The 20609-nt window shown below is 58.9% G+C and carries 19 protein-coding genes; 12 read left to right on the top strand and 7 right to left on the bottom strand.

The genetic code is table 11. The features are described 5' to 3' along the window. The first annotated feature begins 229 nt into the window (after positions 1–229). On the top strand, positions 230–778 hold the full coding sequence (locus AB4O41_RS25620; RefSeq protein ID WP_007894994.1) for an RNA polymerase factor sigma-70: 549 nt from the start codon (positions 230–232) through the stop codon (positions 776–778). 132 nt (positions 779–910) lie between these two features. Here AB4O41_RS25620 and AB4O41_RS25615 read toward each other — a convergent pair whose 3' ends face one another. From AB4O41_RS25615 to AB4O41_RS25600, 4 genes are all read right to left on the bottom strand, one after another. After that, complete coding sequence (locus AB4O41_RS25615) at positions 911–1924, bottom strand: GNAT family N-acetyltransferase (RefSeq protein ID WP_460145182.1); 1014 nt, start codon at positions 1922–1924, stop codon at positions 911–913. Between the two features lie 149 nt (positions 1925–2073). Then, positions 2074–2913, bottom strand: coding sequence for a sugar-binding protein (locus AB4O41_RS25610; protein ID WP_460145181.1), 840 nt, complete (start codon positions 2911–2913; stop codon positions 2074–2076). Positions 2914–3066: 153 nt separating this feature from the next. Beyond that, a complete protein-coding gene (locus tag AB4O41_RS25605) occupies positions 3067–3861 on the bottom strand; it encodes a substrate-binding periplasmic protein (protein WP_460145180.1) in 795 nt (264 codons plus the stop codon). Between the two features lie 91 nt (positions 3862–3952). Next, entirely contained in the window at positions 3953–4579 is a 627-nt protein-coding gene (locus tag AB4O41_RS25600; protein ID WP_367372422.1) for a TetR/AcrR family transcriptional regulator, read from the bottom strand. Positions 4580–4757: 178 nt separating this feature from the next. On the opposite strand from AB4O41_RS25600, the gene AB4O41_RS25595 reads away from it, so the two are divergent. From AB4O41_RS25595 to ppnP, 8 genes are all read left to right on the top strand, one after another. Next, entirely contained in the window at positions 4758–6557 is a 1800-nt protein-coding gene (locus AB4O41_RS25595; protein WP_460145179.1) for an acyclic terpene utilization AtuA family protein, read from the top strand. Positions 6558–6838: 281 nt separating this feature from the next. Further along, the gene (locus tag AB4O41_RS25590; protein WP_460145178.1) at positions 6839–7753 is read left to right on the top strand and encodes an SDR family oxidoreductase; all 915 of its coding nucleotides are present in this window, start codon (positions 6839–6841) and stop codon (positions 7751–7753) included. Between the two features lie 2 nt (positions 7754–7755). Beyond that, positions 7756–9372, top strand: coding sequence for a geranyl-CoA carboxylase subunit beta (gene atuC, locus AB4O41_RS25585; protein ID WP_460145177.1), 1617 nt, complete (start codon positions 7756–7758; stop codon positions 9370–9372). A 133-nt stretch (positions 9373–9505) separates the two neighbouring features. Continuing rightward, entirely contained in the window at positions 9506–10663 is a 1158-nt protein-coding gene (atuD, locus tag AB4O41_RS25580) for a citronellyl-CoA dehydrogenase (RefSeq protein WP_460145176.1), read from the top strand. Then, positions 10660–11457, top strand: a complete 798-nt coding sequence (locus tag AB4O41_RS25575) for an enoyl-CoA hydratase/isomerase family protein (RefSeq protein ID WP_460145175.1) — start codon at positions 10660–10662, stop codon at positions 11455–11457. The genes atuD and AB4O41_RS25575 overlap by 4 nt, the downstream gene beginning before the upstream one ends. Positions 11458–11566: 109 nt before the next feature. Next, positions 11567–13528: an acetyl/propionyl/methylcrotonyl-CoA carboxylase subunit alpha gene (locus AB4O41_RS25570; protein ID WP_460145174.1), complete on the top strand. Its 1962-nt coding sequence runs from the start codon at positions 11567–11569 to the stop codon at positions 13526–13528. Between the two features lie 71 nt (positions 13529–13599). Next, complete coding sequence (locus tag AB4O41_RS25565; protein ID WP_460145173.1) at positions 13600–14148, top strand: 3'-5' exonuclease; 549 nt, start codon at positions 13600–13602, stop codon at positions 14146–14148. 74 nt (positions 14149–14222) lie between these two features. Then, on the top strand, positions 14223–14507 hold the full coding sequence (gene ppnP / locus AB4O41_RS25560; RefSeq protein WP_007895072.1) for a pyrimidine/purine nucleoside phosphorylase: 285 nt from the start codon (positions 14223–14225) through the stop codon (positions 14505–14507). Between the two features lie 75 nt (positions 14508–14582). On the opposite strand, the gene AB4O41_RS25555 is transcribed toward ppnP, so the two are convergent. Both AB4O41_RS25555 and AB4O41_RS25550 read right to left on the bottom strand, forming a co-directional pair. Continuing rightward, on the bottom strand, positions 14583–15389 hold the full coding sequence (locus AB4O41_RS25555) for an MOSC domain-containing protein (protein WP_460145172.1): 807 nt from the start codon (positions 15387–15389) through the stop codon (positions 14583–14585). A gap of 265 nt (positions 15390–15654) precedes the next feature. Then, positions 15655–16590, bottom strand: a complete 936-nt coding sequence (locus AB4O41_RS25550; protein ID WP_460145171.1) for a chemotaxis protein CheV — start codon at positions 16588–16590, stop codon at positions 15655–15657. A gap of 465 nt (positions 16591–17055) precedes the next feature. On the opposite strand from AB4O41_RS25550, the gene AB4O41_RS25545 reads away from it, so the two are divergent. The 3 genes from AB4O41_RS25545 to AB4O41_RS25535 all read left to right on the top strand — a co-directional run bounded on the left by AB4O41_RS25545 (position 17056) and on the right by AB4O41_RS25535 (position 19527). Then, positions 17056–17526, top strand: a complete 471-nt coding sequence (locus AB4O41_RS25545; RefSeq protein WP_460145170.1) for a hypothetical protein — start codon at positions 17056–17058, stop codon at positions 17524–17526. A 451-nt stretch (positions 17527–17977) separates the two neighbouring features. Beyond that, positions 17978–18871 carry a sensor histidine kinase gene (locus AB4O41_RS25540; protein ID WP_460148421.1) on the top strand — a complete coding sequence of 298 codons (894 nt, stop codon included), beginning with the start codon at positions 17978–17980 and terminating at the stop codon, positions 18869–18871. Further along, the gene (locus AB4O41_RS25535) at positions 18868–19527 is read left to right on the top strand and encodes a response regulator (RefSeq protein ID WP_460145169.1); all 660 of its coding nucleotides are present in this window, start codon (positions 18868–18870) and stop codon (positions 19525–19527) included. The genes AB4O41_RS25540 and AB4O41_RS25535 overlap by 4 nt, the downstream gene beginning before the upstream one ends. On the opposite strand, the gene yegS is transcribed toward AB4O41_RS25535, so the two are convergent. Next, a complete protein-coding gene (yegS, locus tag AB4O41_RS25530) occupies positions 19511–20428 on the bottom strand; it encodes a lipid kinase YegS (protein WP_460145168.1) in 918 nt (305 codons plus the stop codon). The genes AB4O41_RS25535 and yegS overlap by 17 nt on opposite strands. Positions 20429–20609 lie beyond the last annotated feature (181 nt).

Here is a 20609-nt window from a genome sequence, read left to right as displayed (position 1 = left end):
GAGAACGGATGAGGCCTTGAAATAATTAGTCGCCAGGCTAGAGCGCCAGCAGGCTTGAGGTCGGTAGGTGAGTCAGCGTGTCGCAGCTCTCACTCTGCTCTTTTGCGGAGCATTAATTCTCTTTCTCAATTGACAATCATTATCATTCAACATAATTTGTCGCTCGATGTGTAGGACGACGCCGCCCCCCTGTCGTCCCACGACCCTATTTGCAGCAAGGTGATTTCCAATGACGGAACAAGTATCCACAAGCAGGTGCGATTCACCGCTACTTCAGGCCTTCGTCGACAACCGACTGATTCTGGTCAAGATTGCCGCCCGCATCACCGGTTGCCGATCACGCGCCGAAGATGTGGTGCAGGATGCGTTCTTCCGGCTGCAATCGGCGCCGCAGATCACGTCGTCAATCAAGGCTCAGCTCAGTTACCTGTTCCAGATCGTGCGTAATCTGGCGATCGATCATTACCGCAAACAGGCGCTGGAGCAGAAGTATTCGGGCCCGGAAGAGGAAGGTCTGAACGTGGTGATTCAGGGCGCTTCGCCGGAAACCTCGCATATGAACTTCTCGACCCTGGAAAACATTGCCGATGCGCTGACGGAGCTGCCTAGCCGTACCCGTTACGCCTTCGAGATGTACCGCCTGCACGGCGTGCCGCAAAAAGACATCGCCAAGGAACTCGGCGTCTCGCCAACCCTGGTGAACTTCATGATTCGTGATGCGCTGGTGCATTGCCGCAAGGTGTCGGGCAATCGTGCGGATACCTTTGCGCGCCGTTAAAAGCTTCGCGGGCAAGCCTCGCTCCTACAGTGTTGTGTCGTTCACAAATAATGTAATCGACACAATCCTGTAGGAGCGAGGCTTGCCCGCGAAGACTGACTCAAGACCGCAACAGACCTTGAGCCATACGCATCAAGCCAACGAACACCGATCAAAAAACCGCTCACGCCCCAGCATCATCAGCGCCGCGCGCTTGTGCGGGAAGTCGAACTCTTTTTCGCAGTGGAAACACTGATTGTGCAGATGCCCGATCATCTTCGCGTTGTCAGCGCGAGGCTCGGCGACCACCCTTTGAGTGCGTGGATCATCGAGAAACAGGTAATGCACCAGCGCCGATAGCCAGCTCGCCACCTTGTGCGGGCCGCGGTGATGTTCTTCGCCCACCAGCATGTGAATGCCACGGTCGTAATCGCCAGCATCATAGAACGGCGCAATGCGATCTTCCTTGGCCCAATAGACTTCGAAATAGGCAAATGGCTGATCATCGAAACAACCGATCAGCGTCAAGGTGTGCGGGTCCGCTTCGAGCTTGCTCAGGTATGCGCGATGCTTCTCGAGACTGCCCTCCTCCTGCCAGAAACTCGCCACTCGCGGGCTGTTCTGCCAGCGGTTGAAACGCGCCAGGTCATGCTCGATTTCTACCGTGCGCAGGGAGACCCACGCACCGAGCCGCGCATCGAAGCGTCGATACACCTCACCACGGGGTTTCACTGCACGCAATGGATGGCGCTTGCCGCCGCTGATGACCATTTGCTGCGGATAGCTGCCGGTGCGCGACTCACCCAGCCAAGGCTGGGGCAATTGCCAGAACAGTGTGCGTTCGCAGCGATAATGACCGGTGACTTCGGTCGCGATCAGCAGCCCGCTGAGCAAGGCTTCAGTGGGCACGTCATCGAGGTGCCAGGTCAGACGCTGACAAGCCGCGTCACGCGCAAACAGCCAATAGCAGGCCGCCCAGAAAGCCTGACCGTCAGGGCGGCCGAAGCGCTCCTCCAGCCGCAGATGCAACTCGGGCTCGCGGGTCAGCCGCAGTTCGATCAACGGTTGCCCTTGCAGGCTGAGGCTCAGGCGGCTGGCGGTTTCATCGGCTACAAGACAGTTGCCTGACGGCAAGGCCAAGGTGGTCAGGTCATTCAGATTGGACATGGGTGAGGCTCACGGTAATCGTCGACAGTTAACTGAGGGGACGTGAGCCAGGCATGGAAATTTAACGAAAAACACCGCGAACCTTAACGAGCGCTCGCGGTGTCATGCACAGCCAGGGTCAGTTCCAGGCCATCGAGGTTGCGCGGACGCTAGAGCGACCTGACCCAGATTTCACGGAAGGCATAGTCATTCCCGTTTCCGGTGGCGACATGGCTAACGATCTGCAACTCCATCTGCGACGAGCTCGCGGTAAAAGTGCCTTTGAGCGGTGCCCAGGCCATTGATGGAAATTCCGTCGCGGGAGCAATGACTTGCTGTCCGCTATTGAGTGACAGCACCGGAACTGAGTAGCTGGTATTCCACCTGCGCACGGTCAACCCGAACTCATAGGATCGCCCTACTTCCAGCCCCTGATAGGTCTTTTTCAACACCGTGCCGTCAGAGTTGTTGGTGTAGGTATTGTCGAATAATACGTAGATATCTCCATCTTTGGTGATGGTGAGGTCCCGTGGATCAGTCGCGGCCTCCCCCCTCATCCAGCCATTCCAGTTATTGGTACCGTCTTTTTCCGAGAAGGTCGTTTTGTCCTCAAAAGGCACCCGAACCTCAAGACACAATGTCGGGAACAACACCGGACCAGCACAACTGCCTCCATCCAGCGCAGCCTGAAAAACAAACGCGAGATGGCTCCCGTCTTTCAGATCCTGCAAGGACGCCCAGGCAATATTCCGGCGCCAGCCTTCCGCGAACTCCTGTTGCGTGACGGGCTCGGCATCAGCCACTCGCAGCATCACTGGCGAGCCATCGGCCTGTTGACCGCAGACATGCAACGTCACCTTTTGGTTGACCACCATGAATGGCCAACGCGCGACCTCGACCGTGACACCGGTCGAATCGTCAGGATTTTTCAGAATGAGTACATCATCGATAGCTTGCGCCACCACAGGGGAGGGAACGCAGGAGAGAGAAACCAACGAGGGGTTTGACATGGCAGAAATCCTTTCTGGCTGAGAGCCAACCCCTCCATGGGGTCGGTCAGGAAAGGAGCTAAGACGGCGAAACGTCTACTGTCAAATCTGAGACTAATCGAATAATGCGAAAGACCGATGAATGGTCGTCTGCTTTCCCCGGATCTGTCTCCGTCAGGGTTTGCCCACCGGCACCAGGGCAATTTTGTAGGGGTCGAAAATCTTCAGCATCTGGCCGTTGTTTCGCAGGCCTTGCAGCAATTTGCCAAATGCTTCACCAGTAATTGGCGCCTGCGGGCGAATCAGCGCGTAATGGTGATAGACCTGATCGATGCGTTGCGACACTAGCAACTGCTCGCCGACTTTCTCGTTACGCAGCAGGTAATCGCTCAGATAAGAGCGGGTCACCAAGGCAATGTCCGCTCGCCCACGCAGCACCATCAACAGGTTGCTGTCATGGGAATAGGTCAACGTGGCCTTGTAGGTCTCGGCCAGATACTTGGGATCGGCATTGAAATTGGCAAACTCGTAGTGATAGCCGCTGTACAGCGCCAGGCGCTTGCCCGTCAGGTCCTTGAAATAATTCTCATCGCGATCGGGTTTCTTCTGCGCGACAAAAATTTCTGCATCTTCCAGGCCCATGTCGACGAGGGTATGCGGGATGTCCTTCCAGCCCCAGTCCGGGTTCTCGAAAATCGCCATATCGACCCGGCCTTCCTTGAAGTCGTTGAAACGTCGAGGAATCGAGGTGGGCACCAGCTCAAACTGATAGTCGGTTTGCAACTGATTCAGCGCTTCCACCAGTTGCGGCAACAGCCCCGTGTCGGCACCGGACTCCGGGCGCACGGTATAGGGTGGAAAATGCGCGGCACCGACCCGCACCAATTGGGCAGCCTGAGAAGGCAACACGCAGCACACAGCAAGCACCGCCAGCAAAAGCCGCGACGCCGTTCGAATTGGTGAAGACATCAAAACAGCCCACTCCCCAAAAAATACTCATCAATGCATACAAGCTAGGCGGTTTCGCCAACTTAGCCAGTTTCTTGCCGAGATAGACGGCTCACTGACGTTCTGCAAGTACCAGAATCAACGCCTCATCGGCCAATTGATCGAGGCTCATGCTGCCATCGGCATGAAACCAGGTGGTGGTCCAGGACAACGCGCCCGTCAGGAAACGGCGGGTGATGAACACGTCGCCACGGATAAAACCGGCGTCCTTGGCTTCGCCCAGCACCTGCAGCCAGATGTCTTCGTAAATATCACGCAGCGCCAGTACCTGCGCCTGACCTTCCGCTGACAGCGAACGCCACTCATACACCAGCACTGCCATGGCCTCGCCGCTGCCGCCCATGATCGACTGCAATTCGCACCGAATCAACGCCAGAACCCGCTCTCGCACACTGCCGGCCTCGGCCAGGGCTGCGCGCATTAACGCGGTGTTGTAGCGAATGGTCTCTTCCATCACTGCCCGCAGGATCTCGTCCTTGCTCTTGAAGTGATGAAAAATACTGCCTGATTGAATACCCACCGCACTGGCCAGGTCACGCACGGTGGTGCGTTCATAACCTTTATGACGAAACAGGTGAGCGGCCACTTGCAGCAGTTTGCCGCGGGCGCTGTCCGGGTCGGTCAATTGGCCGCTGTCGACCAATTCGCGCATCACCCTCAGGGCTTTTTGCTCGTCCACCCGTTCTCTCCTACAGTCGATCAATCAATTGCGCCGCTGCCCGCTAAAACAGCGGGGTTGCGCGGGCAATTTAAGCTGGCGGGGGCGACCAAGCAAGCGCTTGGGCAGAAGATATTTCAGTCGTTTACAAACCAAGCGCTTGCTTGGTAGTCTCGAAGCACTTCTGTCGGAGGTGGTTATGGAATTGACTGCGCCTAAAACAATTCGCATCGGTTGCGCCAGTGCATTCTGGGGCGATACCTCGACCGCCGCCGAACAACTGGTGGAAGGCGGGCGGCTGGACTATCTGGTGTTCGACTATCTGGCCGAGATCACGATGTCGATCATGGCCGGGGCGCGGATAAAAGATCCGGGAGCCGGCTACGCCAGCGACTTCATCGAAGTGCTCAGTCCCCTCCTCAACCAGCTCGCGGAACGGAAGATCCGCGTCATCAGCAATGCCGGTGGCGTCAATCCACAGGCTTGCGCCGCTGTTTTGCAAGCTGCCTGCGACAAGGCCGGGGTGGCGCTGAAGATCGCCGTATTGTCGGGTGACGACTTGCAACCTCAGTTCAAACGCCTGAGCAGCCTTGGCCTCCATGAGATGTTCAGTGGCACGCCCCTGCCACCGATGTGCGTGTCGACCAATGCCTATCTCGGCGCGCCGGGCATCGTCGAAGCCCTGCGTCTGGGCGCCGACATTGTGATTACCGGGCGCGTGGTCGACAGCGCCGTGGTCAGCGCCGCGCTGGTGCATGAGTTCGGCTGGTCGTGGCACGACTACGACAAACTCGCCCAGGCTGCATTGGCCGGGCATCTCATTGAATGTGGCGCCCAATGCACCGGCGGCAATTTCACCGATTGGCACGACGTGCCCGACTACGAACACATCGGTTTTCCGATCGTTGAAGTCAGCGCCGACGGCCAGTTTATCGTCAGCAAACCCGATGGTTCCGGCGGTCTGGTCACGCCCCTGACGGTGGGCGAGCAGATGCTTTATGAAATTGGCGACCCGCAGGCCTATCTGCTGCCCGATGTGGTGTGCGATTTCAGTCAGGTCAAACTCGTGCAACAAGGCAAAAACGCGGTTCAGGTGCATGGCGCAAAAGGCTTGCCGCCGACCGATCAGTACAAGGTCAGCGCCACGTATCCGGACGGTTTCCGCTGTACCGCCAGTTGCCTGATTGCCGGGATCGATGCCGTGGCCAAGGCCCGACGGGTCAGCCAGGCGATCATCAACAAGACCTCGGAAATCTTCAGCCAGCGCGGCTGGGCGCCCTACAGCGAAGTGAACATCGAACTGCTGGGCAGCGAAGCCACTTACGGCCCCCATGGCCAGCGCAAGGACAGCCGCGAAGTGGTGATCAAACTCGCCGTGCGCCACCCAGGCAAACAGGCCTTGATTCTGTTTTCCCGGGAAATCGCCCAAGCCGCCACCGGCATGGCGCCGGGGTTGACCGGGATTGTCGGCGGGCGGCCGACGGTGTACCCGCTGATCCGGCTATTTTCATTCCTGATCGACAAAACGGCCTGCGCCCTGGAAATCGACCTCGCCGGTGAACGCCACCCATGCGCCCTGCCCGCCCTCGATGTACTCGACCCGGCTGACTTGCCGCTACCGTTCGAGCCGCCCCAACCCGCAGAGCGCGCCGACGCCAGCGTGGCCCTGATCAAACTCGCCGTGGCGCGCTCCGGCGACAAGGGCAATCACAGCAATATCGGCGTCATGGCCCGCCATCCCGACTACTTGCCGTGGATCGCCGAGGCTCTGACCCCGGAAGTGATCGTCGACTGGATGAGCCATGTCCTTGACCCGATCCACGGGCGTGTCGAACGCTGGTATTTACCCGGCACTCAGAGCTTTAATTTTCTTCTGGAGAACGCGCTCGGCGGCGGTGGCGTGGCCAGCCTGCGGATCGACCCGCAAGGCAAGGCATTCGCCCAACAACTGCTGGAGATCCAGATTCCGGTGCCGCAGCGCATCGCCGATCAGGTCTAGGGGGCGTTCTCAATTAGTTTCCCCGCCGCGCCGGGTCTGCTGTTGTGCAGGGCAAGGCGCGAGAAGCGTAGTTTGGTCATTCCAAATAAGCTTCAAGCAACACAGCCCTGCACAACAGCAGGCCCGGCCCTTCGGGTTGTGCCTTAAAGCGGGCCAGGCTGCGTTGCAGGCCTTGGAAAGGGAGCTACCATTCCCAGCGGCCTGCGCCTTGCCTGGCCCGCTTTAAGGCGACAACGCGGCAGGGAAACTAATTGAGAACGCCCCCTAAGAGGACCGTCGCCATGGCTTATGACTCGATTTACAAACCCGACCTGTTCGCTGGCCAAAACATCATCGTCACCGGTGGCGGCAGCGGCATCGGTCGTTGCACCGCTCACGAGCTCGCAGCCCTCGGCGCACATGTGCTGCTGGTGGGGCGTAATGCCGAGAAACTGAAAAAGGTCGCCGCTGAAATCACCGAAGACGGCGGTAAAGCCAGTTGGCAGGTCTGCGATATCCGCGATGAAGACGCCGTCACGCAATTGGTCAGCGAATTGATCCGTAAACACGGGCCGATTCATGGGTTGGTCAACAATGCTGGCGGGCAGTACCCCTCGCCCCTGGCGTCGATCAATCAGAAAGGTTTCGAAACCATATTGCGCACTAATTTGGTGGGCGGCTTTCTGATGGCCCGTGAGGTGTTCAATCAGTCGATGAGCAAGCATGGCGGCGCCATCGTCAACATGCTCGCCGACATGTGGGGTGGCATGCCCGGCATGGGGCACTCGGGCGCGGCGCGCTCGGGCATGGACAACTTCACCAAGACCGCCGCGTTTGAATGGGGCTATGCCGGCGTGCGGGTCAACGCCGTCGCGCCAGGCTGGGTCGCCTCCAGCGGCATGGACACCTACGAAGGCGCGTTCCGGGCCGTGATCCCGACCCTGTGCGAACACGTACCGCTCAAGCGCATCGGCACCGAATCGGAAATCAGCGCGGCGATTGTTTTCCTGCTCAGCCCGGCAGCCGCTTTTGTCAGCGGCAGCACGTTGCGCATCGACGGTGCCGCCAGCCTCGGCGGGCGGGCCTGGCCGATGCACAAGGCGCAGAACAGCCACTCGTACAACGGCTTTCACCGCGCCTATTTACCTGAAGTACTCAAACCCGACGCGCTCAAACCAGACATATCCAAACCAGACGAGCTCAAGGACAAGGAGTAACCATGCCGGTCATCCAGTCCCAGGTAGATCCGTTCAGCGAAGCGTTCGCCCGCAACCGGACGGCCATGCTGGCCGGCATCGAGCAGGTCCGTCAGCTCGAACAGAACCTGCTGAGCAAAGCCGCCGAAGCCAAGCCCAGGTTCGACAAGCGCGGGCAACTGCTGCCCCGTGAACGTCTTAATCTATTGCTCGATCCAGGCGCGCCGTTCCTCGAACTGGCGAGCCTGGCCGGCTACAAGCTGCACGACGACAAGGACGGAAGTTCGGCTGGGGGCGGTTTGATCGCCGGAATCGGTTACGTGTCCGGCGCACGGGTGCTAGTGGTGGCGAACAACAGCGCGATCAAGGGCGGAACCATTTCCCCCAGTGGTTTGAAAAAGTCTCTGCGCCTGCAACAGATCGCCATGGAAAACAAACTGCCGGTAATCACCCTCGCCGAAAGCGGCGGCGCCAACCTCAATTACGCGGCGGAGATTTTCGTCGAAGGCGCGCGCAGCTTTGCCAATCAGGCGCGGATGTCGGCCATGGGCTTGCCGCAAATCACCGTGGTCCATGGCTCGGCCACGGCGGGCGGCGCTTATCAGCCGGGGTTGTCGGATTACGTGGTGGTGGTGCGCGGCAAGGCCAAACTGTTTCTCGCCGGGCCGCCGTTGCTCAAGGCCGCCACCGGTGAAGTCGCCACCGATGAAGAACTGGGCGGCGCCGAGATGCACGCGCAAACCGCCGGCACCGCCGAATACCTGGCCGAGAACGATGCCGATGGCGTGCGCCAGGTGCGCGAGATCATGAGCCTGTTGCCGTGGAACGATCAGCTGCAATGGTTACCCGAACGTCGGTGGGAAGAACCGCTCTACCCCATCGACGAACTGCTGGGTCTGATCCCGGATGACCCGAAAAAACCCTATGACGTGCGCGAAATCATCGCCCGGATTGCCGACGCCTCGAACTTCCTCGAATTCAAGGGCGAGTTCGACCAGCAAACAATCTGCGGGCATTTGCAGATTCAGGGTCGAGCCTGCGGCTTCATCGGCAACAACGGCCCGATTACGCCCAAAGGTGCGAGCAAGGCTGCACAGTTCATTCAGCTCTGCGACCAGAGCCAGACGCCCCTGCTGTTTTTCCACAACACCACCGGTTTCATGGTCGGCACCGAGTCGGAACAACAAGGCGTGATCAAGCACGGCGCGAAAATGATTCAAGCGGTGGCCAATGCGCGGGTGCCTAAATTGACGATCGTCGTCGGCGGTTCCTACGGCGCCGGCAACTACGCGATGTGCGGCCGTGGCCTCGACCCGCGATTCATCTTCGCCTGGCCCAACAGCCGCACTGCGGTGATGGGGGGCGCTCAGGCCGGCAAAGTATTGCGGATCGTCACCGAAGCCAAACACCTCAAGGACGGGTTGGTGCCCGACCCGAAAATGCTCGACATGCTGGAACAGGTCACCGCGCAGAAACTCGACAGCCAGTCCACCGCGCTGTATGGCAGCGCCAATCTGTGGGACGACGGGCTGATTGATCCGCGGGATACCCGCACGTTGCTCGGGTATTTGCTGGATATCTGCCATGAGGCCGAGGTTCGTTCGCTGCAATCCAACAGTTTCGGCGTCGCGCGGTTTTGATTGATCGTTCCCACACTCTGCGTGGGAATGCAGCCGGGACGCTCCGCGTCCCCACGGCGGACGCAGAGCGTCCATAGAGGCGTTCCTTTGCTGCGCATGGGAACGATCGGGTTCGTCAGGAGAACAATAAAAAATGATCTTCACCCAGGAACACGAAGCACTGCGCCGTACCGTCCACCAATTCGTCGATCACGAGATCAATCCTCATGTCGATGAATGGGAAAAGGCCGGGCGCTTTCCGATCCATGAGATCTTTCGCAAGGCGGGCGACCTCGGTCTGCTGGGGATTTCAAAACCGGAAAAATTCGGCGGCATGGGGCTCGATTACAGTTATTCGATTGTGGCCGCCGAAGAGTTCGGCACCATTCATTGCGGCGGTATTCCGATGTCCATCGGCGTGCAGACCGACATGTGCACCCCGGCCTTGGCGCGTTTCGGCTCCGATGAACTGCGCGAAGAATTCCTGCGGCCGGCGATCACCGGCGAGCAGGTTGGCTGCATCGGCGTCTCTGAAGTCGGTGCCGGCTCCGACGTAGCCGGTTTGAAAACCACCGCCCGCAAGGACGGCGACGACTACGTGATCAACGGCAGCAAGATGTGGATCACCAACTCGCCGAGCGCCGACTTCATCTGCCTGCTGGCCAACACCTCGGACGACAAACCGCACATCAACAAGTCGCTGATCATGGTGCCGATGAACAGCCCCGGCATCAGCCTCAGCTCGCACCTGGACAAGCTCGGCATGCGCAGCTCGGAAACCGCCCAGATATTCTTCGACAACGTGCGCGTGCCGCAACGCAACCGCATCGGGCACGAAGGCGCAGGGTTCATGATGCAGATGCTGCAGTTCCAGGAAGAACGGCTGTTCGGCGCGGCAAACATGATCAAAGGCCTGGAGTACTGCGTCGACAGCACCATCGAGTATTGCAAGGAGCGCAAAACCTTCGGCAATGCGCTGATCGACAATCAGGTCATCCATTTCCGCCTGGCCGAACTGCAAACCGAAATCGAATGCCTGCGGGCGCTGGTCTATCAAGCCACCGAGCAATACATCAAAGGCCAGGACGTCACCCGTCTGGCGTCCATGGCCAAACTCAAGGCCGGGCGGCTGGGGCGGGAAGTCAGCGACAGTTGCCTGCAATATTGGGGCGGCATGGGCTTCATGTGGGACAACCCGGTGGCCCGGGCTTACCGCGACGTGCGACTGGTGTCGATCGGCGGCGGTGCCGACGAAATCATGCTGGGGATCATCTGCAAACTCATGGGCATCCTGCCGGGGAAAAAGAAATGAACACCCTTCCCGTTTGCCAGACCCTGTTGCTCGAACGGCATAACGGCGTCCTGCACATCACCCTCAATCGCCCCGACAGTCGCAACGCCATGAGCCTGCAAATGGTCGCCGAGCTGCGCGCGGTGCTGGCGGCGGTGCGGGATGACCGGCAGGTTCGCGCGTTGGTGATCGGCGGTGCCGGTGGGCATTTTTGTGCCGGTGCCGACATCAAGGACATGGCCAATGCCCGCGCTCAAGGCGCGACCGCCTACCGCAAATTGAACCGTGCGTTCGGCGCCTTGCTGGAAGAAACCCAGCACGCGCCGCAAGTGGTCATCAGCGTGCTGCAAGGCGCGGTGCTTGGCGGTGGTTTCGGTCTGGCCTGCGTCAGTGACATCGCGATGGCCGATCATCAGGCGCAATTCGGCCTTCCGGAAACCAGCCTCGGCCTGTTGCCGGCGCAGATCGCGCCGTTCGTGGTGCAGCGCATCGGCCTGACCCAGGCTCGCCGACTGGCCCTGACCGCCGCACGGTTCGATGGCAACCAGGCGCGGAGGATGGGACTGGTGCATTTTGTCGAGCATGACCCGCAAGCCTTGGCCGAGCGCCTCGATGAGGTGCTGGCCCATGTGTTGTGTTGCGCGCCTGGGGCGAATGCGGCGACCAAAAAACTCTTGCTGGCGAGTGCGGTGCAACTCTCGGATGGCCTGCTGGATCAGGCGGCCGAGTGGTTCAGTGAAGCGGTGACCGGGGATGAAGGGGTCGAGGGGACGATGGCTTTTGTGCAGAAGCGTAAACCGGGTTGGGCGATTTAAGAGCTTCGCGGGCAAGCCTCGCTCCTACGGACTGCGTGATACCCCTGTAGGAGCGAGGCTTGCCCGCGAAGAGGCCATCACATTCATCGCAATACAAAGGGAACAACCCATGCCCGCCTTCAGCAAAATCCTGATCGCCAACCGCGGTGAAATCGCCTGCCGCATCCAGCGCACCGCGCAAGCGCTTGGCTACCGCACCGTCGCCGTGTTCAGCGATGCCGACGCCGATGCCTTGCATGTGCAGATGGCCGACGAAGCCGTGAACATCGGCCCGGCCCCAGTGCAGCAGTCATATCTGAACATTGCGGCGATCATCGAGGCCGCCCGGCGCACCGGTGCCGATGCGATCCATCCCGGTTACGGCTTCCTCTCGGAAAACGCAGAATTCGCCCTCACCTGCCAACAGGCCGGCATCATCTTCATCGGCCCCAGCCCCGAGGCCATCGAACTGATGGGCAGCAAACGTCTGTCGAAACTCGCCATGATCAAAGCGGGCGTGCCCTGCATCAAAGGCTATCAGGGCAGCGATCAGAATGACGCGACCCTGAACCGCGAAGCCGAACGCATCGGCTACCCGCTGATGATCAAGGCCAGTGCCGGCGGTGGCGGGCGTGGCATGCGTCTGGTGCATAGCGCCGCCGAGTTGCTGGAGCAACTCCGTACCGCACGCTCCGAAGCGCTGCATGGGTTTGGCTGCGACGAACTGATCCTCGAGCAAGCCTTGATCGACCCGCGTCACGTCGAGGTTCAGGTGTTCGGCGATCAGCACGGCAACCTGATCTACCTTGGCGAGCGCGACTGTTCGATCCAGCGCCGCCACCAGAAAATCATCGAAGAAGCGCCCTGCCCGGTGATGACGACCGAGTTGCGCCAAGCCATGGGGGATGCAGCGCTCAAGGCAGGACGCGCGGTGAATTACGTCGGCGCTGGCACTGTGGAATTCCTGCTGGATGCTCGCGGGCGCTTTTACTTTCTAGAAATGAACACCCGGCTGCAAGTGGAACACCCAGTGACAGAGCTGATCACCGGTCTTGATCTGGTGGCCTGGCAGTTACACGTCGCCGAAGGGTTGCCACTGCCGTTGCGACAGGAGCAGATGCAGCTCAACGGGCATGCCATGGAGGTGCGCCTGTACGCCGAAGATCCGGCCCTGGGATTTGTGCCGCAAACCGGGCGAATCGTAGCCTGGGAACCTGCGTTGCAGGGCGACGTGCGGATCGACCATGGTCTGATCGAAGGCCAGTCTGTCAGCCCGTTCTATGACCCAATGCTGGCCAAGCTCATCGCCCACGGTGCCACCCGCGAAGAAGCCCGGCGCAAGTTGTTGCGGGCGGTGCAGGACAGCGTGCTGCTGGGCGTGCAAGGCAATCAGCGCTTGCTCGCCAGTCTGCTGGAACATCCGCAGTTCATCAGCGGCGAGTTCAGCACCGGGTTCATCCCCACGCACTTCGCCGATCATCCCTGCCTGTATCCCCATGTGCCAAACGCCGAAGAACTGGCCATCGCCACGGCACTGTTTTATCAAGCTTCAGCACAGGCTCACCGCGCCCCGCTGGCCGGTTGGCGCAACAACGCCAGCGTGCCCTTGCACTACCGAATCGGCCTGGAGGATCAGGATTGGCCGGTGGAATTGAACGCTGAACCTGGCAAACCCTACCGCGTTCAGGTTCGCACTCGCGCCCTCGAACTGAAGGTCATCGGATGCGACGGACGCTGGGCCACCCTGGAAATCGACGGCATTCGCCAACGCCATGCCTATCGCCTCGAAGCCGGGCAACTGTGGTTGTTCACGCGCCCCGGCAGCCTGCGGCTGGTCGATCGGACCCAGGCGCTGATCGGCGGCCAGGTCAGTGTCAGTTCCGGCACGCTCAAGGCGCCGATGGACGGGGCGATCGTCGATGTACTGATCAGTGAGGGCAGCCCGGTCAGCAAAGGTCAGCTACTGGTGGTGCTTGAAGCAATGAAAATGGAGCATCCGCTCAAATCGGGTATCGACGGCGTGCTCAAACGGTTGCAGATCAAGGTAGGCGATCAGGTCAAAAATCGTCAGATTTTGTTAGAGGTCGAATAAGCCGCTAGGCGGATCCGCCGCGTTTGGCTACGCTCAAGCCCTATCAGGACGCGGATACCAGGAACCCTGCGATGCCTCACTGGTTGGTCATTGATCTGGAAGCCACCACCGATGAGGGTGGCTGGCCAGTAACAGAAATGGAAATCATCGAAATCGGTGCCACCCTCGTGGACCGCAAAGGCCAGGAACTGGATCACTTCCAGTGCTTCGTGCGCCCGTTGCGCCGGCCCTTGCTGACGCCGTTTTGCCGGGAACTGACCCACATCACCCAGGCCAATATCGATGCCGCACAGCCGCTCACCGACATCTGGCCGTTGTTCGAACGCTGGCTCGGCCAACATCACGCGAGCCTGGAAGGCTGGGCCAGTTGGGGTGATTACGACCGCAAACAACTGCTTCAGGACTGGCAGCGCCTGCAACTCGACAGCACCCTGAGCCGGGTGCCGCACATGAACCTCAAGCAACGCTTCGCCAAGGCTTGTCGGCTGGAGCGCCCGCTGGGGCTTAATGGAGCCCTGCAACTGGCGGGCCTGCAGTTCACCGGTCAGCAGCATCGGGCGCTGGAAGACGCGCGCAATACCGCACGTTTGTTACCGTTGATTTTCCCCGCTAATCCTTGAGTGCAGGAGGTGACGCCTATCGACACCTTGTGCATACTGGCCGGCCCTTTTTAGCCCTTTTCGAGGAACCGCCCATGTTTAAAGTCAACGAGTACTTCGACGGCACCGTCAAGTCGATCGCCTTTGGCACCGCTGAAGGTCCAGCGACCATCGGCGTCATGGCACCGGGCGAATACGAATTCGGCACCAGCCAGCGTGAAATCATGCACGTGGTGTCCGGCGCCCTGACCGTCAAACTGCCTGACAGCGACACCTGGGAAACCTTCGCCGCCGGTAGCCAGTTCAACGTACCCGCCAACAGCAAGTTCCAGCTGAAAGTGGCCGTCGACACCGCTTACCTGTGCGAATACCGCGGCTAAAACCCTGGGTTTTCACAGCGACAAAAAAAATGCCCGTGTCCTTGGACACGGGCATTTTTTCATTTTGAAGGGCTTTTATTCGAGGATCGTCACCGGCATGCCGACTTCCAGGCGGCCGTTACCGTCGTTGACCAGGTTCTGGCCGAACATCGCGCCGTCTTCCTGGGCCCGGTATTTCTGCAAGGTCGCCAGCGGTTCACGATCTTCGCTGCGTTCGCCGGTCTGCGGGTCGATGGTGGTCAGAATGCAGCGTGAACAGGACTTGACCACGCGGAACTCGACATCGCCGATGCGAATGCGCTTCCAGCCATCTTCGGCATACGCCTCGCTGCCCTCGATCACCAGATTGGGCCGAAAGCGCAACATCTCCAGCGGCCGCCCGACCTTGCTCGACAAGTCTTCCAGCGACGCCTGACCAATCAATAACAACGGAAAACCGTCGGCAAAAGCCACCTGATCGTCGTCCTTGCCGTAACCGGACTGGGTGGTCCGGGCGCGATCAAGCGGCACTTGCACCAGACGCGTCGGCTTGCCGATGAACTCACTGACCCAGGCACCCGCCGCATCGCCGGCATCGGGGACGCGCAAGGTATCGCGCCAGATGGTCACCCCACGCAGATCGGCTTCATCGTCAGGCAACGCAATATCGATCGGTGAATGGCCTGGGGCACTGAGGGTCAAGCCGCCATCGGCATTCCACAACGCCGACAGCTGACTCATTTTCGCCACCGCGCGCTGGGTGAGAAAGCGCCCACTGGCTTCGTCCACCAGCATCCAGCGTCGATCGCCGTCCAGTCCCAGCTTGTCCAGGCTGACCTGATTGAGGGTCTCGCCCTTGCCGGATTTCAACGGAAAACGATAAAGCGCGCTCAGACGCAGCATGGCCAGCTCCCTGGTGGGTAAAAACGCCACCCTATACGAGCTTGATTGCCGAATCAAAGGCCCTGTGACAGGGGGAGTTTGCGCAGAACCTGTAGGAGCGTGGCTTGCCCGCGAAGAACGATGACGCGTAATACCTGAAAAACCGCGGTGCACTCTTCGCGGACAGCCACGCTCCCACAGGGTTTTCGTCGCTCAACTTACCGGCATTGGGGCTTGGCTGCGCAGCGGCCCGAACACTGCAACTGCGCTTTTTTCCAGATCGTTATCAAGCAGATACTGCGTCGAGCATCAGACGCTGGCGCACCACGTCGACGAGTTTGTCGGGCTGGAACTTGGAGAGGAAGTTGTCGCAGCCGACTTTCTTCACCATCGAGTCGTTGAAGCTGCCTGACAGCGAAGTGTGCAAGACCACATAAAGGCCGCGCAAACGGGGGTCGTTGCGGATTTCGGTAGTCAGGCGATAGCCGTCCATTTCCGGCATTTCCGCATCGGTAAAGATCATCAGCAGCTTGTCGGTCATGACTTCGCCCGTATCGGCCCAGGCCTTGAGCATGTTCAGCGCCTTCAAACCATCGCTGGCGATGTGCATCTTCACGCCCAGTTGACCCAATGTATCGCGCAACTGCGACAGGGCCACATTCGAGTCATCCACCAGCAGCACTTCACGACCACGGGCGAGCTCCAGAACCGGATCGTCGAGTTTGTCGCGCGAGACCTTGGCGTTGTACGGAACGATTTCGGCCAGGACTTTTTCGACGTCGATGATTTCTACCAACTGATCATCGACCTTGCTGATGGCGGTCAAGTAATGCTGGCGACCGGCACTGGCCGGCGGCGGCAAAATAGCTTCCCAGTTCATGTTGACGATGCGGTCCACGCCGCCGACCAGGAACGCCTGCACCGATCGGTTGTACTCGGTGACGATGATCGTACTGGTGGGGCTTGGCACCAGCGGCCGCATGCCGATAGCCTGGGACAGATCGATCACGGGCAACGTCTGGCCACGCAGGTTGACCACTCCGCAAACAAAGGGATGGCGTTGGGGCATCAACGTAAGCTTCGGCAGCTGTAACACTTCCTGGACCTTGAAGACGTTGATCGCGAACAACTGTCGTCCGGCCAGCCGGAACATGAGAATTTCCAGGCGATTCTCACCCACCAGTTGCGTGCGTTGGTCTACCGTGTCGAGAATGCCGGCCATTGATGACTCCTGGGCTTGTTCTGTTGAATTCACTAAAGGGAGTTATCGGCTGTTTTTGCCGGACCTTGACCCCCAGACAAAATGCCACGACCAGGCATTGATGTCACATTAACATCATGCTTTACTGTCTCCGTGATTTTTCATCTGCTTTTATTCCCTGCGGCGCGACCTCGGTTTGCACGTTAGGTTCCCCTGCGTAAGGGATTCCCCTAGTAACAATCAGGCCCAACCTGATATTCGCAATATCCAATAGCCATTAATGTGACGCCATTCTCATTGCATGAACGGAGTCAGGCTTTTGTGTGCGATCGCAGGTCAGTGGCCATCCACCCTCTCGAGTTCCCCAGCTGGCGCTCAAACCTGCCAGAGCGCGATCTCACGAAGGCTTGCCAGCGCCGGGACATGTATGGTTCTCGTCGGCACACACGACATTCCCTCATCTGACATGACGTTGTGGAGATAAGCATGCCGAACGACACCAAAGAGTGGGCTCAGCGATTTCCAGAGTTTCTCGTCGAGGCTGAAACACTCTTGGCCAAATCCGAGGAATGCCTGAGTCATTTGCAACTGATCAGCAATGACAAGGACGCCATCGATTGCATGCTCAGCACCCTTCTCAAGCTGTCCAGCAAGGCCGATGCCCTGGCACTGGCGACGGTTTCGGAGTTCTCGCTGCATATTCATGGATTGCTGAATCACGCTCAGAACCACATGGACCTGCACGATCAAGCCCTGGACGCACTCAAGGACTGCTTCACACTAATGGCCTGGCAACTCGAACTCATTGACCAGACTACTGGCCAGCTCGGTCTGGATGACACTGAACAGACCTCACTGATTGAAGCGTTTGCGTTTCAAGTAGGACAAAGTCAGTTTCAGCCGCACAACCACTCCAGACCGTTCAGGCTCGTTTCGTTCGCGGAACGGCAAGCCTGAAATCACTGGCCTCTGGCCGTGTTGCGCTTTTTATTGTCATGTCGCAATTGAAGAACTCTGACCATTCGACGACAGCGCGAAACAAATAGTTATCCCTGTCTCGACTTCAGATAGTGCCTATCCAATAAAATAAACTGCCTGGCAATCGATATCTTCCTACGATAAAACTCGAAAGTTTTTCCATTATGGAACTACCGTCCAAAAACTATATTTCCTGACTGTATAGAGCTATATACCGAACGCGACCAACGGTCTCTTAAGTGGTATTATGCCGACCATTAGTTGACGCCAATTAATGGCAAAGTGACTCCAGCCAAACACATTCAAGGCTGTATTTCAGTCACTGCACCGCAGCCATTGAAGGCGACTTCACACAACGACTTCCACACAGAGACCCGTCAGCCCTGATGGCCGGTCTACCCGCAGCGAACATCCATTGGCTCCATCCGCTATGTACGCCAGCCTCAAGTCAATTACCCTGTGGCCACCCTCCCGAAAAAACGCGCGCCGGTTCACGCTTTTAGTGTGCATCTGCTCGGCGCTTGGCAGCCTGCTGGTCTACAGCTTGTCCATGCCTCTGCCGGTGAGTCTGCTGGTGCTCAACAGTGCAGCGCTGACCTGTGTCTGGGTGGGACATTGTCTCTCGCGCAAATCGATAAAGTTTCAACCTCAAGAACTGGCTGACCGTCTGCTGGAAGTGCAGGAAAACGAACGCCACCGCCTGAGTCGGGAACTGCATGATGACATCGGTCAATTGCTGACCGCCGCAAAACTTCAAAGTGAATGGCTCAAACGTCGACTACCCGAAGAACTGCAGGGGCAGTGCTCGGTACTCTGCGATACGCTGGACGAAACCCTGACCAAGGTTCGGGACGTCTCGGCCATCCTCAATCCACGGCAACTAACCAGTCTCGGGCTGGAAGCCAGTTTGCGTGCACATTTACTCAGGACTCTGGCCAATACCTCCGTGAGCTGGAGCCTGGAATGCCATCAACGCCTGACGGGCATACCTGAGGAAATGGCAGTGGCAGCTTTTCGAATCACTCAAGAAGCAGTTACCAATATACTGCGTCACGCCGAGGCCAAAAATCTGTTGGTTCGCCTGCAACGCCTGTCTCTGGGCCTGACGCTGTTGATCAGCGACGATGGCCTGGGTTTCGCGCCAGCGGCAGATCCCGCTCGCGAGGGGCAACGCGGAATGGCCGGAATGTCGGAACGGATCGATCAGTTAGGTGGCACACTGACCGTGACCAGCGAACCGGGCAAAGGCACTCAAATAGAAGCACTCTTCCCCTGGGCGCCCCGTGCGCTAGAACGGGCCAGTACGAATAAGGTTATGCATTGACTTGTAACTTACTTCTGGTGGACGACCACTCGCTGATCAGGGCTGGCGTGCGCGCTCTGGTGCTGGATATTCCCGGCTATGCGGTAATCGGGGAGGCCAATGACGGCTCGCAGTTGGTCGAGATGGTCGAGCAGCTATCGCCGGACATCATTCTGCTGGATATTTCCATGAAGGAAACCGGTGGCCTTGAAGCCTTGCAGCGACTCAAGCGAGTACGCCCTCAGTGCAAAGTGCTCATCCTGTCGATGCACACCGACCCGGCGCTCATCATGCAGGCATTGGAATCAGGGGCTCATGGCTACCTGCTCAAGGACACCACGCCCACCGAACTCGAACATGCCCTGGGTGCCTTGCGCAATAACGAACGCTACCTGAGCCCGGCCATTGCCCATACAGTCATCAACCAGGCGCTGACCCGAACCCAGAAAAATCAAACGCAAACCCAGGACTCGCACAACCTGACGGCACGTCAGCTGGAAATCCTGCGACTGATCGTTCGCGGCAAATCCACCCGGGAAATCGCCAATGGCTTGGGTCTGAGCATCAAGACTGTCGAAACCCACCGCTCACAAATCATGAAACGCTTGCAGATCTACGATGTGGCCGGTCTGGTACTGTTCGCCGTGCGCGAGCAAATCATCAGTCTGGACGATTAGCTGGACTCGAGACACTCAGCAGCGGCGAGCCCTCGGGCAAATGCACCCGCAATGCCGCCGGGCGCGCCGAGAATCGCAGACTATCGCCCTCCAGAGGCTCACCATCAAGGTTGATATAAAGACCCTCCGATACTTTGATCTCGACCCATGGCAAGCGAGCTCGCACAAACATATTGTCGATCCCGAAACCATCGGCCAGCAGGTCTTTCAAGGTACCGACCACTTCCTGTGGCGCGGGCAAAATGCTGATATCCAACAGACCATCGTCAGCCAGCGCCTGCGGGCACAACACATGACCACCACCAGCCTGTCGACCATTGCCAATGCCCAACGCCAGCAATTCGCCGCGCCAGTGAAAATCCGGCCCCTGCAACTCGCCATAGGCCGCATGCAACTCACTGAAGCGCGATAAACCCGTGAAGAGATAAGCGGCGCCTCCAAGAATTTTTTTCAGATCCTCGGAGGTATTGGCCGTGACCTGACTGCCAAAACCGCCGGTGGCCATGTTCAGGAAAACCTGCCCGCCGACTTCTCCCAGATCAATGGCTCGCGGGGCAACCTCCAGAAGGTCCAATGCCTGAGCGGGCTCCAGAGGCACACCGGCAGCGCGAGCAAAATCGTTGGCGGTGCCCAAGGGCAAAAGCACCAGACTGGCCTGCGTCGAATGCGCCGCCATGGCTTCGGCGATATCACGCAAAGTGCCATCCCCACCGCCGGCAATCAGCTGCGTATAACCTGCCGTCAGCGCTTCTTCCACCAGCCGCTGCGCATCGCCGGCCTCCCAGGTCAGCCGAACAGCCAGTTCCCAGCCCTGCTGGCGCTTGCCTTCGACGGCTGCACGAACCTCCTCATTGAGTGCCTGCTTGCCATGCAGGATCAACAGCGCCTTGCGCTCGCTCATTTTGGCCACTCCCCATATCCGCAAATTCCATAGGATATGTTGACCTCGCAGCCCCTTATAAAAGTCGCAAGGATTTCAATTATTTCCAAGGGCAGGAAACGTGAGTCCTACAGAGCGGTATTTTTTCTTACAAAACATGAGGAATCGGCTCAATTGACCCACCCGGGCAATTGGTACACCG

The sequence above is a fragment of the Pseudomonas sp. S2_A02 genome, from assembly GCF_054668495.1.
This window is presented reverse-complemented; position numbering and strand designations above follow the sequence as displayed.

Excerpts from the sequence above, each read along its gene's own strand:
- AB4O41_RS25620 (WP_007894994.1), top strand. The coding sequence starts at position 230 with ATGACGGAACAAGTATCCACAAGCAGGTGCGATTCACCGCTACTTCAG.
- AB4O41_RS25615 (WP_460145182.1), bottom strand. The coding sequence starts at position 1,924 with ATGTCCAATCTGAATGACCTGACCACCTTGGCCTTGCCGTCAGGCAAC.
- AB4O41_RS25610 (WP_460145181.1), bottom strand. The coding sequence starts at position 2,913 with ATGTCAAACCCCTCGTTGGTTTCTCTCTCCTGCGTTCCCTCCCCTGTG.
- AB4O41_RS25605 (WP_460145180.1), bottom strand. The coding sequence starts at position 3,861 with ATGTCTTCACCAATTCGAACGGCGTCGCGGCTTTTGCTGGCGGTGCTT.
- AB4O41_RS25595 (WP_460145179.1), top strand. The coding sequence starts at position 4,758 with ATGGAATTGACTGCGCCTAAAACAATTCGCATCGGTTGCGCCAGTGCA.
- AB4O41_RS25590 (WP_460145178.1), top strand. The coding sequence starts at position 6,839 with ATGGCTTATGACTCGATTTACAAACCCGACCTGTTCGCTGGCCAAAAC.
- atuC (WP_460145177.1), top strand. The coding sequence starts at position 7,756 with ATGCCGGTCATCCAGTCCCAGGTAGATCCGTTCAGCGAAGCGTTCGCC.
- atuD (WP_460145176.1), top strand. The coding sequence starts at position 9,506 with ATGATCTTCACCCAGGAACACGAAGCACTGCGCCGTACCGTCCACCAA.
- AB4O41_RS25575 (WP_460145175.1), top strand. The coding sequence starts at position 10,660 with ATGAACACCCTTCCCGTTTGCCAGACCCTGTTGCTCGAACGGCATAAC.
- AB4O41_RS25570 (WP_460145174.1), top strand. The coding sequence starts at position 11,567 with ATGCCCGCCTTCAGCAAAATCCTGATCGCCAACCGCGGTGAAATCGCC.
- AB4O41_RS25565 (WP_460145173.1), top strand. The coding sequence starts at position 13,600 with ATGCCTCACTGGTTGGTCATTGATCTGGAAGCCACCACCGATGAGGGT.
- ppnP (WP_007895072.1), top strand. The coding sequence starts at position 14,223 with ATGTTTAAAGTCAACGAGTACTTCGACGGCACCGTCAAGTCGATCGCC.
- AB4O41_RS25555 (WP_460145172.1), bottom strand. The coding sequence starts at position 15,389 with ATGCTGCGTCTGAGCGCGCTTTATCGTTTTCCGTTGAAATCCGGCAAG.
- AB4O41_RS25550 (WP_460145171.1), bottom strand. The coding sequence starts at position 16,590 with ATGGCCGGCATTCTCGACACGGTAGACCAACGCACGCAACTGGTGGGT.
- AB4O41_RS25545 (WP_460145170.1), top strand. The coding sequence starts at position 17,056 with ATGCCGAACGACACCAAAGAGTGGGCTCAGCGATTTCCAGAGTTTCTC.
- AB4O41_RS25540 (WP_460148421.1), top strand. The coding sequence starts at position 17,978 with ATGTACGCCAGCCTCAAGTCAATTACCCTGTGGCCACCCTCCCGAAAA.
- yegS (WP_460145168.1), bottom strand. The coding sequence starts at position 20,428 with ATGAGCGAGCGCAAGGCGCTGTTGATCCTGCATGGCAAGCAGGCACTC.